Genomic DNA, 14026 nt, shown 5'->3' with positions numbered 1-14026 from the left:
GGTACGCAGTCTCAGCCTACGTGGTTCCTGGTTCCATCGGGAACCAGGACGCCGTCCGGCAGCCGCGTCGCATGCGAGCCTACGACACGGCGCCCAGGCCCCCGCGCTCCGCCAGGATGGACGTATGACCATCCCCACCGAGTCCGTCGCCGTGCCCGCGCGCGTGACCGCCCTGTCGCGCGGCGCCGACCTCACGTGCGTGTGGCGCAACGACGACGGCGGTCTCACGTTCCGTGCGACCGGGGTCGGCGAGCCGTTCTACATCAAGTGGGGGCCGCGGATCCTCGAGTCCTCGATGCGCGACGAAGCCGAACGCCTGCGGTGGGCCTCGCAGTGGATCCCCGTGCCGACCGTGCTCGACAGCGGAGAGGACGAGACCCACGAGTGGCTGGTCACGGCAGGCATCGATGGACTGAGCGCCGTCGACCCGCGGTGGACGGCCGAGCCGGAGACCGCGGTGCGTGCGGTGGGCGAGGGGCTGCGGGCGATGCACGATGCGCTGCCGGTGGCCGAGTGCCCGTGGGAGTGGAGCGTGCCGGAGCGCATCGCCAACGCCGAGCGTCGCGGCATCGTGGTGCCCGCGTCGCTGCGCACTCCGCCACCGGTCGACCTCCTGGTGGTGAGCCACGGCGACGCCTGCGTGCCGAACACCCTGGTAGGGAAGGACGGTCGCTGGGTCGCCCACGTCGACCTCGCGCAACTCGGCGTCGCCGACCGCTGGGCCGACGTGGCCGTGGCCTCCATGAGCACCGAGTGGAACTTCGGCCCCGGATGGGAGGACGCGCTGATCGAGGCGTACGGCCTCGAGCCCGACCGTGAGCGCCTCGCGTACTACCGCGACCTGTGGAACGCCACCTGAGCCAACCTCCGGGCCTGCGGCCGATCGACAAGGGAGACTCTGGACATCTGATGTCTGCTTTGGTCTGATGAGAGGGACGTCCCCTCCTCCGGAGCCCCCATGCCTCTCGATCCGTCGCCCACCGCCCCCGCCATCGGGTTCGCCGAAGCGCTGCGGGAAGCCATCGCCGCCCGCGGCACATCGCTCGCACAGTTGAGCGAACGGCTCCGCCACCACGGGAACCCCGTCTCGATCGCCACGCTCAGCTGCTGGCAGAGCGGAACCCGGCAGCCGGAAGGTCCGAGCTCTCTCGCCGCCGTGGACGACCTGGAGGCGCTGCTGCTGCTCGAGCCCGGTGCGCTCCAGCGCCGCATCGGTCACAGCCGCCGGGCCGGACGCACGCCGAAGCCCCGCACACCGTGCGAGGACTGGACCCGCGAGGGTCCGATCCTCGACACGTTCCGGGCGCTCGGGGTCGACCCCGCCGCCTCGTTCAACACGCACTCCCTGCACGCGGTGTGCACCACCGACGACCACGGCCGCGTCGACGCCATCCACTACCGCGCGATCATCCGACCGCCCGCCGGGCGCGCCCCGTTGCTCCCCTACATCGACCTCCCGAGCCGCCCGACAGACGTGCGGCCGCAACTCGACGCACGCACCGGGTGCCGCGTGGTGCAGCACCACGAGCACCCCTCGCACGTGGCCTTCGGCATGCTGCTCGCGGTCGACGAACCCCCGGAGCACCGGCACGCCGCGCTCATCGAGTTCACGGTGCGCTACCCGCTGCCTTATCCGCGCGACCGGGTGCTGACCTTCGCCAGCCTGTACCGCACCCCCGAGCTGCTGCTGCACGTCGACTTCACCGGCGCGCGCCGCCCGCCCGCATGGATCGAGGAGGTGACGGTGATCGACGGCGAAGAGCAGACCGTGCCGCTGCCGCCGCGCCAGCGCTCCGCGACGACCGTGCGCGCCCCCTTCCCGCCCGGCCTGATCGCACTGCGCTGGGGGCACAGCGACCGCGACGACGGCGCCGACCCGCTCCCCCTGTGAGGGCGCGGGCCGGCGGCGAGGCTCACGCCTCGGGATGCGCGTCGCTGGGAAGACTGCCGTCGGCCGGGCGACGGTCCCACGAGGGTCGTCGCACCGCGTAGAACACCAGCGGCGGCGCCCCGAGCACCACGATCACCGCGCCGACGATCCACGGATACGCGGCGGGCGGGAACGCGGTGAAGCCGTCCGGCGGGATGAACGCCAGCAGGAACGCGGCCAGGCACGCGAGGAAGCCGACACCGGCGACCAGCGGGAGGGCCTTCACGCGGTATGCCCGCTTCACGTCCGGTGCCTTCCGCCGCAGCACCAGCGCCGACGCGAACATCAGCATGTACATGATCAGGTACAGCGCCGCGGCCATGTCGATCAGCGCGACGAACGCCGCACTCACGTTCGGGACGACGAGGAAGATCGCGGCGAGCACCGTCACGATCGTGCCCTGCAGCATCAGGATGCCCGACTGCACGCCCGCCCTGTTCCGCTTCTGCAGCAGGGGCGGCAGCAGGCCGGTCTCGGCCGCCGCCAGCACGCCCTTCGACGGACCGGCCACCCAGGTCACGACCGACGCGAGGGCGCCCGCGGCGATCAGGGCCGAGACGACCGCAGTGGCCCAGCCCATGCTCCAGTGGTCGAAGTACTCGCCGAACGCGAGCATGATGCCGTTGGTGAGGCCGAGTTCCTTCTGCGGCACGGCCACCGCGATCGCGAGTGTCGGCAGGATGAACACCAGCAGGATCAGCGCCGCCGCGAGGAACACCGAGCGGGGGTAGCCACGTCCGGGGTCCTTCATCTGGTTCACGTGCACCGCGTTCACCTCCATCCCCGCGTAGGCGAGCACGTTCGACACGATCAGCACGATCGACGCCAGCCCGGTGAACGGCGGGATCACGGCAGAGGGCTCGAGCGGAACCTGACTCTTCTCCCCGCTGAACACCCACACCGCGCCGAACACGATCAGCAGCACGGCCGGCAGCAGCGTGCCGAGGATGCCGCCCCACGAGCCGAGCTTGGCGAACAGGTCGCCGCCGCGGAGGGTCACCAGGGTGGCACCCCAGTAGCAGACGATGATCACGACCGCGGTGAAGAAGCCGGAGCTCGACAGGGACGGATCGAGGAACACGAACGCGAGCGCCCCGGCCACGAAGGCCAGCTGGGTGGGGAACCACACCACGTTCTGGATCCACTGCAGCCACACGGCGGTGAACCCCCAGCGGTTGCCCAGGGCCTCGCGCACCCACACGTAGACGCCGCCCTTCCAGCCCGTGGCGAGCTCGGCGGCGACCAGCGCCGTCGGCACCAGGAACAGGATCGCCGGAATGAGGTAGAGCGTGATGCTCCCGAGGCCGTAGATCGCCATGGCCGGGAGGGAGCGCAGGCTCGCCACGACGACCAGGGTCAGCAGGGCGAGCTGCCCCACGCCCAGCACGGCGACGGCGGGCCGGGAGACGCGAGTCACGGGGGTGACCGCGGGGCGCGGGGCCGATTCGGCGTTGTGCGCAGACATCGCCGCCCCCTCAGTGGTGGAACGCCGAGTCGGGGTGGTCGCCGGGCATGGGCGCGGTCAGCGCGTCGAGGTGCGCGACCTCGGCCGTGATCGCGTCCAGCAGTTCCGCGGCCAGGTCCATGCTCAGGCCGTTGCGCACCACGATGCGCTGCACCGTGAGCTGCTCGAGATCGGCGGGCATGGGGTACGCGGGCACGAGCCACCCGCGCATGCGCAGCCGATCCTGAAGGTCGTAGAGGGTCCACTTGTCGGTGTGGCCGTCCTTGAGCCGCCAGGCGAACACGGGGATGTCGCTGCCGTCGTTCCACAGCTCGAAGGCGTCGAGCTTCGCGATGCCCGCCGACAGGTACGTCGCCACGTCCTGCGAGGCCTGCTGCACGGCCCGGTACCCCTCGAACCCGAGCCGGAGGAACAGGTAGTACTGCAGCAGCACCTGCGCGCCCGGGCGAGAGAAGTTGAGCGCGAACGTGGGCATCTCCCCACCGAGGTAGCTGACCTTGAACACCAGATCCTCGGGCAGCCACTGCGCCTCGCGCCACACCACCCAGCCGAGCCCCGGGTACACGAGCCCGTACTTGTGGCCGGACGTGCTGATCGAGTGCACCCGTTCCAGGCGGAAGTCCCACTCGAGGTCGGGCTGCAGGAACGGCGCGATCATCGCCCCGGAGGCGCCGTCGACGTGGATCGGGATGTCCAGGCCGGTCTCCTGCTGGATCCGGTCGAGTGCCGCGGCGATCTGCGCCACCGGCTCGTACATGCCGGTGTAGGTGACGCCCATGATCGCCACGACCCCGATCGTGTTCTCGTCGACGTACTTCTCCAGGTCGTGACCGTCGAGCGTCTTGTGCTCCTCGCTGATGGGCACGAAGCGCGGCTCCACGTCGAAGTAGTTGCAGAACTTCTCCCAGCACACCTGCACCGCGCTCGACATCACCAGGTTCGGCGCCGAGGCGTCCTTCCCGGCGGCGCGACGGGCCTGCTGCCAGCGGCGCTTGAACGCGAGGCCGCCCAGCATGCACGCCTCGGAGGAGCCGATCGTGGATGTGCCGATGCTGCGCGATGCGTCCGGCGCGTTCCACAGGTTGGCGAGCATGTGCCAGCAGTTGTCCTCGATCGCGGCGGTCTGCGGGTACTCGTCCTTGTCGATCATGTTCTTGTCGAACGACGCCTCGTACACCTGTTTGGCCTCGTCGTCCATCCAGGTGCTGACGAACGTGGCGAGGTTGAGGCGGGCGTTGCCGTCGAGGATCGTCTCGTCCTCGACGATCTGCTTCGCGGTCTCCGGAAGCGACTCGGCGTCGGGGATGACGTGCCGCGGGGCGACCGTGGCTTCTCCCGGCCGGGTGAAGATCGGCTGGCCGTCGGCGGATGCGGTGCTCATCGTGGTTCCTTTCGCAGGGGGCGGCTTCACTCCTGCCGCCACGGTAACCACGGGTCGTTGACGTATCTGCGGCCTCTACCGTGAACCGGGTGAGGCGTCAGCCGCCAGGACCGAGGATGAAGTTCCACGTGCCGGCGAGCAGCGCCGCCGTGATCGCGAGGCCCGAGATCGCGGCGCCGACCGCGAGCAGCACCCATTCCCCGACCCCGAATCGCGAGGGGCGCGCCCACGTGCGGCGGCCGGGCGCACCGAATCCGCGCGCCTCCATCGCCGTGGCGAGCTTGGCCCCGCGGCGGATCGACAGCACCAGCAGCGCGAACGCCATCCCGAGGAACCGGCGCAGGCGCCCCCGGTCGGCCACCCCGCGCGCCCGCCGCGCCAGCTCGAGCGCCCGCCAGTCGTCCAGGAACAGCCCGACCATGCGCAGCCCGGCGAGCGCGCCCAGCACGAACCGGGCGGGAAGACGCAGGATCTGCCCGAGGCCGTCGGCGAGGTCGGTGGGGTCGACGGTCACGAACAGCACGACGGACGGCAACGCGATCGCCAGCACGCGCAGCATGGTCGCCAGCGCCAGGGCGAGTGAGCCCTCGCTGATGCGCAGCACGAACCAGTCGACGTACACGGTGCCGGAGGTCTCGCCGTACAGGGCGATCGTGAGGCCGGTGAGCGGCGCCGCAAGCCACACCGGCCACGTGCGCACCCAGAACTCGCGCCACCCGATACCGGCGAACAGGAACAGCACGAACTCGAGCGCCAGGGCCACCGCGGCCGACACCGCGTCGAGCGTGAGGATCAGCGGCACCGCGATGAGGGCGCTCACGCCGAGCTTGGCGACCGGGTTGAGGCGCGCCACCGTGCCCGTGCGGGCCCGGGTGTCGAGCAGGGTCACGGTGCACCGCCCAGATCGAAGCGCGTGGCGTGCAGGGCCCTGGCCACGTCGAGGTCGTGCGTGATCGCGACCACGGCCGATCCTTCGTCGCGCAGCGCCGCGAGCAGCGCGACCAGCTCCGACCACGTGCGGGAGTCCTGTCCGAACGTGGGTTCGTCGAGCACGAGCACCCGGGGGCGCGTGGCGATCGCGGCCGCGACCGTGAGGCGGCGCTTCTCCCCGCCGGAGAGCGTGTACGGGTTCGCGGCCGCGAGACGGTCCAGGCGCAGTCGCGTGAGGAGCTCGTCGGTCCGGGCGGTAATCTCGTCCTCCGACAGCCCGAGCGCACGCGGGCCGACCGCGAGCTCGTCGCGCACGGTCTTCGCGAGCAGCTGATGCTCGGGCTCCTGGAACACCATGCCGATGCGGGTGAGCAGGTCGCGCGAGCTCCAGCGGATGGGCGCGGGGTCGACGCCGCCCGCGAGTTCGGGTGCCGCCGTCACTCCCCCGGCCGCGGGCGGCAGGAGTCCGGCGAGCGTGAGCCCGAGCGTCGACTTGCCCGCGCCGTTGGGCCCGGTGACCGCGACCGCCTCCCCCGCGTGCACGTCGAGGTCGATGCCCGTGGCGACCGGGCGGCCCTTCACGCGCGCGACCGCGAGTCCCCGCGCCGAGAGCAGCACGTCGCCGGGGGCGGTGCGCGGCGGGGGCGGGAACGCGGGCGGACGGCCGGGCACCCACACGCCGTCGGCCGCGAGCCTGGCCCCCTGGGCGCCGAGCACCTGGTCCGGGCGGCCGTCGGCGACCACGCCGCCCTCACCGATCACGATCACGCGGGTCATGAGCGGCAGCCACACGTCGAGCCGGTGCTCCACCACGACAAGGGTGGCCGGTCGCGCGTCGAGCAGGCGCGACACGGCGTCGCGCACCTCCGCCACCCCGTGCGGGTCGAGGTTGGCGGTGGGCTCGTCGAGCAGCAGCAGTCCGGGGCGCATGGCCAGGAGGCCGGCGAGCGCGAGGCGCTGCTTCTGCCCGCCCGACAGCGCCTTGGTGGGGTGGTCGAGCGGCACGTCGAGCCCCACGGCCTCGAGGGCGGCGGTGACGCGCGGCCAGATCTCGGGGCGCGGGATGCCGAGGTTCTCGCACGCGAAGGCCACGTCGTCGCCCACGCGCGCGAGGATCACCTGCGAGTCGGGGTCTTGCAGCACCAGGCCCGCACGACCTCGGGTGGCGGTGGCCGGTGCGCCGTCGACGAGCAGGTCGCCCTCGCTCTCACCCTCCTCCTCGCCGCCGAGCACGCCGGCGAGGCCGTGCAGCAGCGTCGACTTGCCCGCGCCGGACGCGCCGAGCACGAGCACGCGCTCACCGGGCTCGATGCGGAACGTGACGTCGCGCAGGGCCCAGGCCAGGCGACTCGCGTGTCGCCACCCCCAGCCGCGCGCCTCGACGGCGGCGGGGGTGGCCGGTTCGGCCTCCATCAGACGCGGACGCGCGCCTCGCGGCCGGAGCCGAAGCGGTCGAGTGCGCCGGTCGCCGCGATGCCCCTGGCGAGCACCCACGACAGTGCACCCGCGATGACCGCGCCGGACACGATCGTGCTGATCAGGTAGATCGTGGTGAACGCGGGGCCGGAGCCGGCGTACCAGAGCACGAGGTTGTTGATGCCGCCGGCGAGCGCGGCGCCCGCGCCGGCGAGGATCGCGACCGGGAGCGACCAGCGCCGGTAGAAGAACAGCAGGAACACGAGCTCGGCGCCCAGGCCCTGCACGAGCCCGGCCTCGAGGGTGAGGAACCCGCCCCACTGGTTGCCGATGAGGGCCGAGACCACGGCGGCGAGGAGTTCGACGTAGATCGCGGCACCGGCCTTGCGGATGATGAGGCCGCCGAGCACCCCGGCGAACAGCCACGGCCCGTCGAGGAGGCCCTGCAGTCCGGGCAGCAGCGGTTCGAGGAGCGCCTTGGGGCCGAGGTAGCCGACGTTCCAGGCGAGGAAGATCAGCCCGGCGGCGACTCCGAGGACGCTGGCGACGACGATGTCGACGATGCGCCAGCGCAAATAGCTGCGAGGCGCGGCTGCCGTCGAGGTCTTCGCGGATGCGGATGCGGACGTGGACGTACTCATGTGAACTCCTCCCTGCGCTGGCATGACCCAGATCAGGTTCGACGGTCGAAGCGCGATTCGCTCCCTCTCAGCCCGGCTCGCCGGACTCCCGTGGTTGTGCTGACGATCCTACTCGCTTCACCGGATGCGGCGTCGCGGCCCTGGCGCGGCGGATTTCCGCCCGGATTCGATACCGTAAGCGGGTGACCGCATCCGATCCCGCCGGCGAGGCGACGGGCATCGGCGGCAACGGCCCCGCTCCGACTGCTGCCCCCACAGACGACAATCCGACGTTCGCGCTGCGCTCGCGTGTGCGGAGGTCGACCGATCCGACGACCTCTGACGACGACGCGCGCACGTCCGCGACGGTTCCGGCGGCCTCGGCCGTCTCGACGTCCGGGCTCGGTGCGCTGTTCGCCGACCGCGCGCGACCGGGACGCACCGCGGGTTCCGAGACCGACGCCGCCACCGATGCCCCCGCGACCGATGCCGATGCCCCCGCGGTCTACGACTCCGCGACCGGCACCGCGATCGGCTCCGATTCCGCCGGGGACGCCGTCGCCGCCTCCGTCACCATGACCCCGGCAGCGCCCGCCCCGGCCCCGACCGAGCCGACGCCGCCGCTGACGAAGCCGCCGTTCCGCGCGAGCACCTCCGTACCCGAGGCCGCTCCCGACGAGGAGGACGACGCGGCCGTGGCCCTGCTGTCGGGGGGCACGGCGCAGTGGGCGAACGAGGCGGCACCCGCGACCGCGCTCACGTGGGTCGACCCGGCGGAGGTCGCCGCGCACCCCCCGGTCGTCTCGCTGGATGCCGCGCCGGAGACCGAGTCGGCCGAGGGACTGTTCCGTGGCGCGCGACTGCGCCCGGCGATCGCCCGTCCCGGCCTGCTCGTCCCGCTCGGGGTGCTGGCCGGGCTCGTCGCCGCCTATGCGGGTACGACGCTGCTGTGGCCGCTGCACGAGGTGTCGCCGACCGTGCAGGCGGTCGAGTTCGAGACGACCCCGGCGACGGCCGCCGAGCTGACGTGGCCGGCGGAGGGAAGCGCCGCGGTGGGCATCGCGGGGATGACGACGTCAGCGTCGATCCCGGACGCGGTGAGCATCGCGAGCATCACGAAGGTCGTCAGCAGTCTGATGGTGCTGGATCGGATGCCGCTCGCGCTGGGCGAGCAGGGGCCGGAGTTCCGTTTCACCCGCAGCGACAGCGTGCGCTACTGGGACTACCGTCGGCAGGATCAGTCGGCGCTCGACGTGCCGGTGAACGGGGTGCTCACGGAGTATCAGCTGCTGCAGGGCACACTGCTCGGTTCGGCGAACAACTACATCGATCGCCTCGCGTCGGAGATCTGGGGATCGAACGCCGAGTTCGCCCGGGCGGCCGAGGTGTGGTTGCGTGACCGCGGTCTGACGGGGATCACGGTGGTGACGCCGTCGGGGTTCGATGAGCGCAACGTCGCGACGCCGGAGGCCCTGATCGCGCTCGGCGAGCTGGCGATGCGCAACCCGGTGTTCGCGGAGATCGTCGGCACGACGTCGGTCGACCTGCCCGGAGCGGGCACGGTGGTGAACACGAACGGCATGCTGGCCGATCCGGGTGTCGTGGGGATCAAGACCGGGACGCTCGTGGGGTGGAACCTGCTGACGGCGAAGGACGTGGAGGTCGGTGACACCACGGTGCGCCTTTTCGCTGCCGTGCTGGATCAGGCGGACGACGAGTCGCGGTTGGCGGCCACGCGGGCACTGTTCAGTCAGGCGGAGGCGGAACTGCAGACGGAGGACCCGGCGGTGGCCGCAGGCACGGTGGTCGGTCGGGTGACCACGATGTGGGGCGAGGAGGTGGACGTGGTGACTGCGGAGGATGCGGACGTCGTGCTGTGGAACGGTGCCGCCGCGACGGCGACGGCCGCGTTCGACCTCGGCGACCGCCGCACGGCCGACGACCGCGTGGGCACGCTGACGACGACGGGGCCGATCGACAGCGAGGACACGGCGCTGGTGCTGCGTGAGGACGTGGAGGGCCCGAGCCCGTGGTGGCGCCTGACCCACCCGCTCGACCTGCTCGGCATCACCGTCGACCGGGACTGAGCCGCACGCCGTCGGGCACGGCCGATCCCTCCTCGCACCGCAACGGCGCCCCGCGCTCACCGTGGGGCAGGGTCGAGCCCTCCTCGCACCACGACGGCACCCCACGTCCACCGCGTGACACGACGACGCCCCGCTCCGAGGTTCCAGAGCGGGGCGTCGTGTCGTGCAGGACGTCAGGCGCGAGGCTCTGCGCCGTCGGCACCGTCGTCGAGCAGCGCCCGGGCGGCCGCCGTCTCCGCGGCGGGGACGTTCGCTCCGACCGAGGCACCGGCGATCGCGTCGTCGGCCTGCTCCCGCGCGCTCTCGTCGGCAGCTTCGCCGGTGACGACGACGGGCGTGGAACCCGTGAGGGCGTCTTCCGCGTCGAGGTCGGTGGCGGCCTGCTCGAACTGCGACTGGTAGAGCCGCCAGTACGCACCCTGCGCCGCGATGAGCTCGTCGTGCGTGCCCTTCTCGACGATGTCGCCGTGTTCCATCACGAGGATGAGGTCGGCGTCGCGGATGGTGGACAGGCGGTGCGCGATCACGAACGACGTGCGCCCCTCCCGGAGCGCGGCCATCGCGTGCTGCAGCAGCAGCTCGGTGCGGGTGTCGACCGCCGACGTGGCCTCATCCAGGATGAGGATCGACGGCTGTGCGACGAACGCGCGCGCGATGGTGATGAGCTGCCGCTCACCGGCCGAGACGTTGGACGCATCCTCGTCGAGCACGGTGTCGTACCCCTCGGGGAGAGCATGCACGAACCGGTCGACGTAGGTCGCCTTCGCGGCGGCGAGCACCTCGTCGTCGGTCGCCGTCGAGCGGCCGTACCGGATGTTCTCGCGGATGCTTCCCGCGAACAGCCACGGGTCCTGCAGCACCATGCCCGTGCGCGAGCGGAGGTCGTCGCGGGTGATCTGCGAGATGTCCTGCCCGTCGAGCGTGATGCGCCCGCCGCTGAGCTCGTAGAACCGCATGATCAGGTTGACCAGCGTGGTCTTTCCCGCGCCCGTGGGGCCGACGATCGCGACGGTCTGCCCCGGCTCCACCCGGAACGATAGATCGGTGATCAGCGGCCGCTCCGGCGTGTAGGAGAAGGACACGTTCTCGAACTCGATCACGCCCTTGCCCTCGCCGAGCCGCGGAGCATCCGTCTCGTCGGGCTCCTGCTCGTCGGCGTCGAGCAGGTCGAACACCCGCTCGGCCGAAGCCGTACCCGACTGCACGACCGCGGCCATGCCACCGAGCTCCGACAGCGGCTGCGTGAACTGCTGCGAGTACTGGATGAACGCCTGCACGTCACCGAGGCGCAGCTGACCGTTCGCGACCATGAGACCGCCGAGCACCGCGATGCCGACGTAGGTGAGGCTGCCGACGAAGGTCATGGCCGGCATGATGATGCCCGAGAGGAACTGCGCCTTGAAGCTCGCCTGAAACAGCTCCTCGTTCTCGGCCTTGAACTTGTCGAGCGCGTCCTGCTCGCGACCGAACACCTTCACGAGCGCGTGCCCGGAGAATGCTTCCTCGACGCGGGCGTTGAGGCGGCCGACCTTGCGCCACTGCGTGCCGAAGGCCTTCTGCGAGCGCGGACCGATCACCCCGAAGATGACGCCCATGAGCGGCAGCGCCACCAGCGCCACCAGGGCGAGCTGCCACGAGATGGAGAACATCATCACGAGCACGCCGATCACCGTGAGCACGGCGGTCAGCGCTCCGGAGAGCGACTGCTGCATGGTCTGCGTGATGTTGTCGATGTCGTTCGTGACGCGGGAGATCAGCTCGCCGCGCTGCACCTTGTCGAAGTACGACAGCGGCAGCCGGTTGATCTTCGCTTCGACGGCCTCGCGCAGCCGCCACATGGTGCGCACCATGATGACGTTGATCACGTAGCCCTGCAGCCAGCTGAGGAACGCGGCGACCACGTAGATCGCGAGCACCGCGGCGATGACCCAGCGCAGGGCGTCGAAGTCGATGCCGTCGCCGACCCGGAAGTCGCCGAGGGCGCCCACCTGATTGGCGAAGTCGTCCTGGCCCGCGCCGCGCAGGGCGTCGACAACCACGTCCTGCGGCGTCCCGGCCGGGAACCCGGGGAAGTCGCCGTTCGGCTGGCCGAGCTGGATCGAGATGAAGCCGCGGTAGACGATGTTCGTCGCCTCGGCCAGCACCTTGGGAGCCGCGACGGTCAGCACGACGCCGATGGCACCGAGGATCGACACGAACACGAACCACACGGCCGACGGCTTGAGCAGTCCGATCATGCGGGCGAAGCTCGGGCCGAAGTTGTCGGCCTTGCCCGGTGCGACGCTGTCCCAGCCGCCGCCGTTCTGCCGCGCCTGCTCGGCGAGCTCCGCCTCGTACTGCTCCTCGGGCGTGAGCTCCCGTTCCTCCGTCTGCACCGGACCCTTGCCGCGTCCGCGCTTCGGCGTGGCGGTGCGCTTGTCGTTCTGCGCGCTCATGCGTCCACCCCCAGCTGCGACTCGACGATCTCTCGGTAGGTGTCGCTGGTCTCCAGCAGCTCCTCGTGCGTGCCGACGCCCACCATCGTGCCGCCCTCGAGCACCACGATGCGGTCGGCGTCGGTGATGGTGGAGACGCGCTGCGCGACGACGATCTTGGTGACGTGCGGCAGCTCGCGCCACAGCGCCTGTCGCAGTCGCGCGTCCGTGGTGAGGTCGAGCGCCGAGAAGGAGTCGTCGAACACGAGCACCTTCGGCTGATGCACGATGGCCCGTGCGATCGCGAGGCGCTGGCGCTGCCCGCCCGACACGTTCGTGCCGCCCTGAGCGATGCGGGACTCGAGGCCGTCGGGCATCTCCTCCACGAAGTCGCGCCCTTGGGCGATCTCGAGCGCGTGCCACAGCTCTTCGTCGGTCGCGTCTTCCCGGCCGTAGCGCAGGTTCGACGCGACGGTGCCGGTAAAGAGGAACGGCCGCTGCGGGACGAGGCCGATGCTGTCCCACAGCGCTTCCACATCGGCTTCACGCACGTCGGTTCCGCCCACGTGCACCGACCCGGCGGACACGTCGAACAGGCGCGGGATGAGCGAGACCAGCGTGGTCTTGCCCGCCCCGGTCGAGCCGACGATCGCGACCGTCTCGCCCGGCTGCGCGGCGAAGCTGATGCCGGTGAGGACCGGAGCGTCGGCACCCGGGTACGTGAACGCCACGTCGTCGAAGGCGACCGCACCCGGGGTCGGGAACTCGGTGACGCCGTTCGCGGGACGCGTCATGGTCGACTCGGTGTTGAGCACCTCGCCGATGCGCTCGGCGGAGACCGCGGCGCGCGGGATCATCATCGCCATGAAGCTGGCCATGATGACGCCGCCCATGATCTGGCCGATGTACTGCATGAAGGCGAACAGCGTGCCCACCTGCACCGTGCCGTTGTTGACCTCGATGCCGCCGAACCAGATGACGGCCACCACCGTCACGTTGAGGATGAGCATGAACAGCGGGAACAGCAGCACGAACAGTGAGCCGACCTTGCGCCCGACGACCATGATGTCGGTGTTGGCGCCGCGGAAGCGCTCCTCCTCGATGCGCTCTCGCACGAAGGCGCGGACGACGCGCACCCCGGTGAGCTGCTCGCGCATGATGCGGTTGACGTTGTCGAGCTTGCCCTGGTAGCTGCGGAAGAGCGGCACCATGCGGCCGATCACGAGCGCGGCCAGGAGCAGGAGCACCGGAACCGACACGGCGATGAGCCAGCTGAGCCCCGCGTTGGTCTGCACCGCGAAGATGATGCCGCCGATCGCGAGCAGCGGGGCCGTGACGAGCATGGTCGCGCCCATCATCGCCAGCATCTGCACTTGCTGCACGTCGTTGGTGTTGCGGGTGATGAGCGAGCCGGCACCGAACTGCGAGACCTCGCGCTCGGAGAAGCCGCTGACCTTGCCGAAGACGTCGGCGCGGATGTCGCGTCCGGCGCCCATGGCTGCTCGCGCGGCGAAGAAGGTCGCGATCACCGAGGCGACGATCTGACCGAGCGAGACGGCGAGCATGAACAGGCCGGTGCGCCAGATGTAGCCGGTGTCGCCCTGCGCGACGCCCTTGTCGATGATGTCGGCGTTGAGGCGGGGCAGGTAGAGCGTGGCAGCCGCGCTGGCGAACTGGAAGACCAGCACGGCCACGAGGAGCCACTTATATCGAGAGAGATAGCGGAAGAGGATTTTTCCCAGCACAGGCGGACTTTCTAGGAAGGAGGAGGCGGCGGATCTCC

The 14026-nt window shown here is 71.0% G+C and carries 10 protein-coding genes and 1 riboswitch; of the genes, 3 read left to right on the top strand and 7 right to left on the bottom strand.

Annotation, left to right across the window (positions count from 1 at the left end; all coding sequences use genetic code 11):
• Positions 1-124 precede the first annotated feature (124 nt).
• The gene (locus tag KE274_RS06970) at positions 125-859 is read left to right on the top strand and encodes an aminoglycoside 3'-phosphotransferase (protein ID WP_211542196.1); all 735 of its coding nucleotides are present in this window, start codon (positions 125-127) and stop codon (positions 857-859) included.
• A 99-nt stretch (positions 860-958) separates the two neighbouring features.
• Positions 959-1891 carry a helix-turn-helix domain-containing protein gene (locus KE274_RS06965; protein ID WP_211542194.1) on the top strand — a complete coding sequence of 311 codons (933 nt, stop codon included), beginning with the start codon at positions 959-961 and terminating at the stop codon, positions 1889-1891.
• 22 nt (positions 1892-1913) lie between these two features.
• On the opposite strand, the gene KE274_RS06960 is transcribed toward KE274_RS06965, so the two are convergent.
• The 5 genes from KE274_RS06960 to KE274_RS06940 all read right to left on the bottom strand — a co-directional run bounded on the left by KE274_RS06960 (position 1914) and on the right by KE274_RS06940 (position 7763).
• Positions 1914-3395, bottom strand: coding sequence for an amino acid permease (locus KE274_RS06960; RefSeq protein WP_249186125.1), 1482 nt, complete (start codon positions 3393-3395; stop codon positions 1914-1916).
• Between the two features lie 10 nt (positions 3396-3405).
• A complete protein-coding gene (locus tag KE274_RS06955; RefSeq protein ID WP_211542192.1) occupies positions 3406-4776 on the bottom strand; it encodes a glutamate decarboxylase in 1371 nt (456 codons plus the stop codon).
• A 97-nt stretch (positions 4777-4873) separates the two neighbouring features.
• The gene (locus tag KE274_RS06950; RefSeq protein WP_211542190.1) at positions 4874-5665 is read right to left on the bottom strand and encodes an energy-coupling factor transporter transmembrane component T family protein; all 792 of its coding nucleotides are present in this window, start codon (positions 5663-5665) and stop codon (positions 4874-4876) included.
• On the bottom strand, positions 5662-7119 hold the full coding sequence (locus KE274_RS06945) for an ABC transporter ATP-binding protein (protein ID WP_211542188.1): 1458 nt from the start codon (positions 7117-7119) through the stop codon (positions 5662-5664). The genes KE274_RS06950 and KE274_RS06945 overlap by 4 nt, the downstream gene beginning before the upstream one ends.
• Entirely contained in the window at positions 7119-7763 is a 645-nt protein-coding gene (locus KE274_RS06940; protein ID WP_211542186.1) for an ECF transporter S component, read from the bottom strand. Before KE274_RS06940 ends, KE274_RS06945 begins: the two co-directional genes overlap by 1 nt.
• Positions 7754-7865, bottom strand: a riboswitch (TPP riboswitch). (Overlaps the previous gene by 10 nt.)
• A gap of 80 nt (positions 7866-7945) precedes the next feature.
• Between KE274_RS06940 and KE274_RS16645 the strand changes: the two genes are divergently transcribed.
• The gene (locus KE274_RS16645) at positions 7946-9829 is read left to right on the top strand and encodes a D-alanyl-D-alanine carboxypeptidase (RefSeq protein WP_307872163.1); all 1884 of its coding nucleotides are present in this window, start codon (positions 7946-7948) and stop codon (positions 9827-9829) included.
• A 173-nt stretch (positions 9830-10002) separates the two neighbouring features.
• On the opposite strand, the gene KE274_RS06930 is transcribed toward KE274_RS16645, so the two are convergent.
• Positions 10003-12264: an ABC transporter ATP-binding protein gene (locus tag KE274_RS06930; protein ID WP_211542184.1), complete on the bottom strand. Its 2262-nt coding sequence runs from the start codon at positions 12262-12264 to the stop codon at positions 10003-10005.
• Positions 12261-13988 (bottom strand): ABC transporter ATP-binding protein, encoded by a 1728-nt coding sequence (locus KE274_RS06925; RefSeq protein ID WP_211542182.1) that lies wholly within the window; start codon positions 13986-13988, stop codon positions 12261-12263. Before KE274_RS06925 ends, KE274_RS06930 begins: the two co-directional genes overlap by 4 nt.
• Positions 13989-14026: the final 38 nt, after the last annotated feature.

This window comes from Microbacterium paraoxydans, from assembly GCF_018224615.1.
GTDB classification, from domain to species: Bacteria; Actinomycetota; Actinomycetes; order Actinomycetales; family Microbacteriaceae; genus Microbacterium; species Microbacterium paraoxydans_B.
Note: the sequence above shows the minus strand (reverse complement) of the source record. Positions and strands in the feature narration are given on the sequence as shown.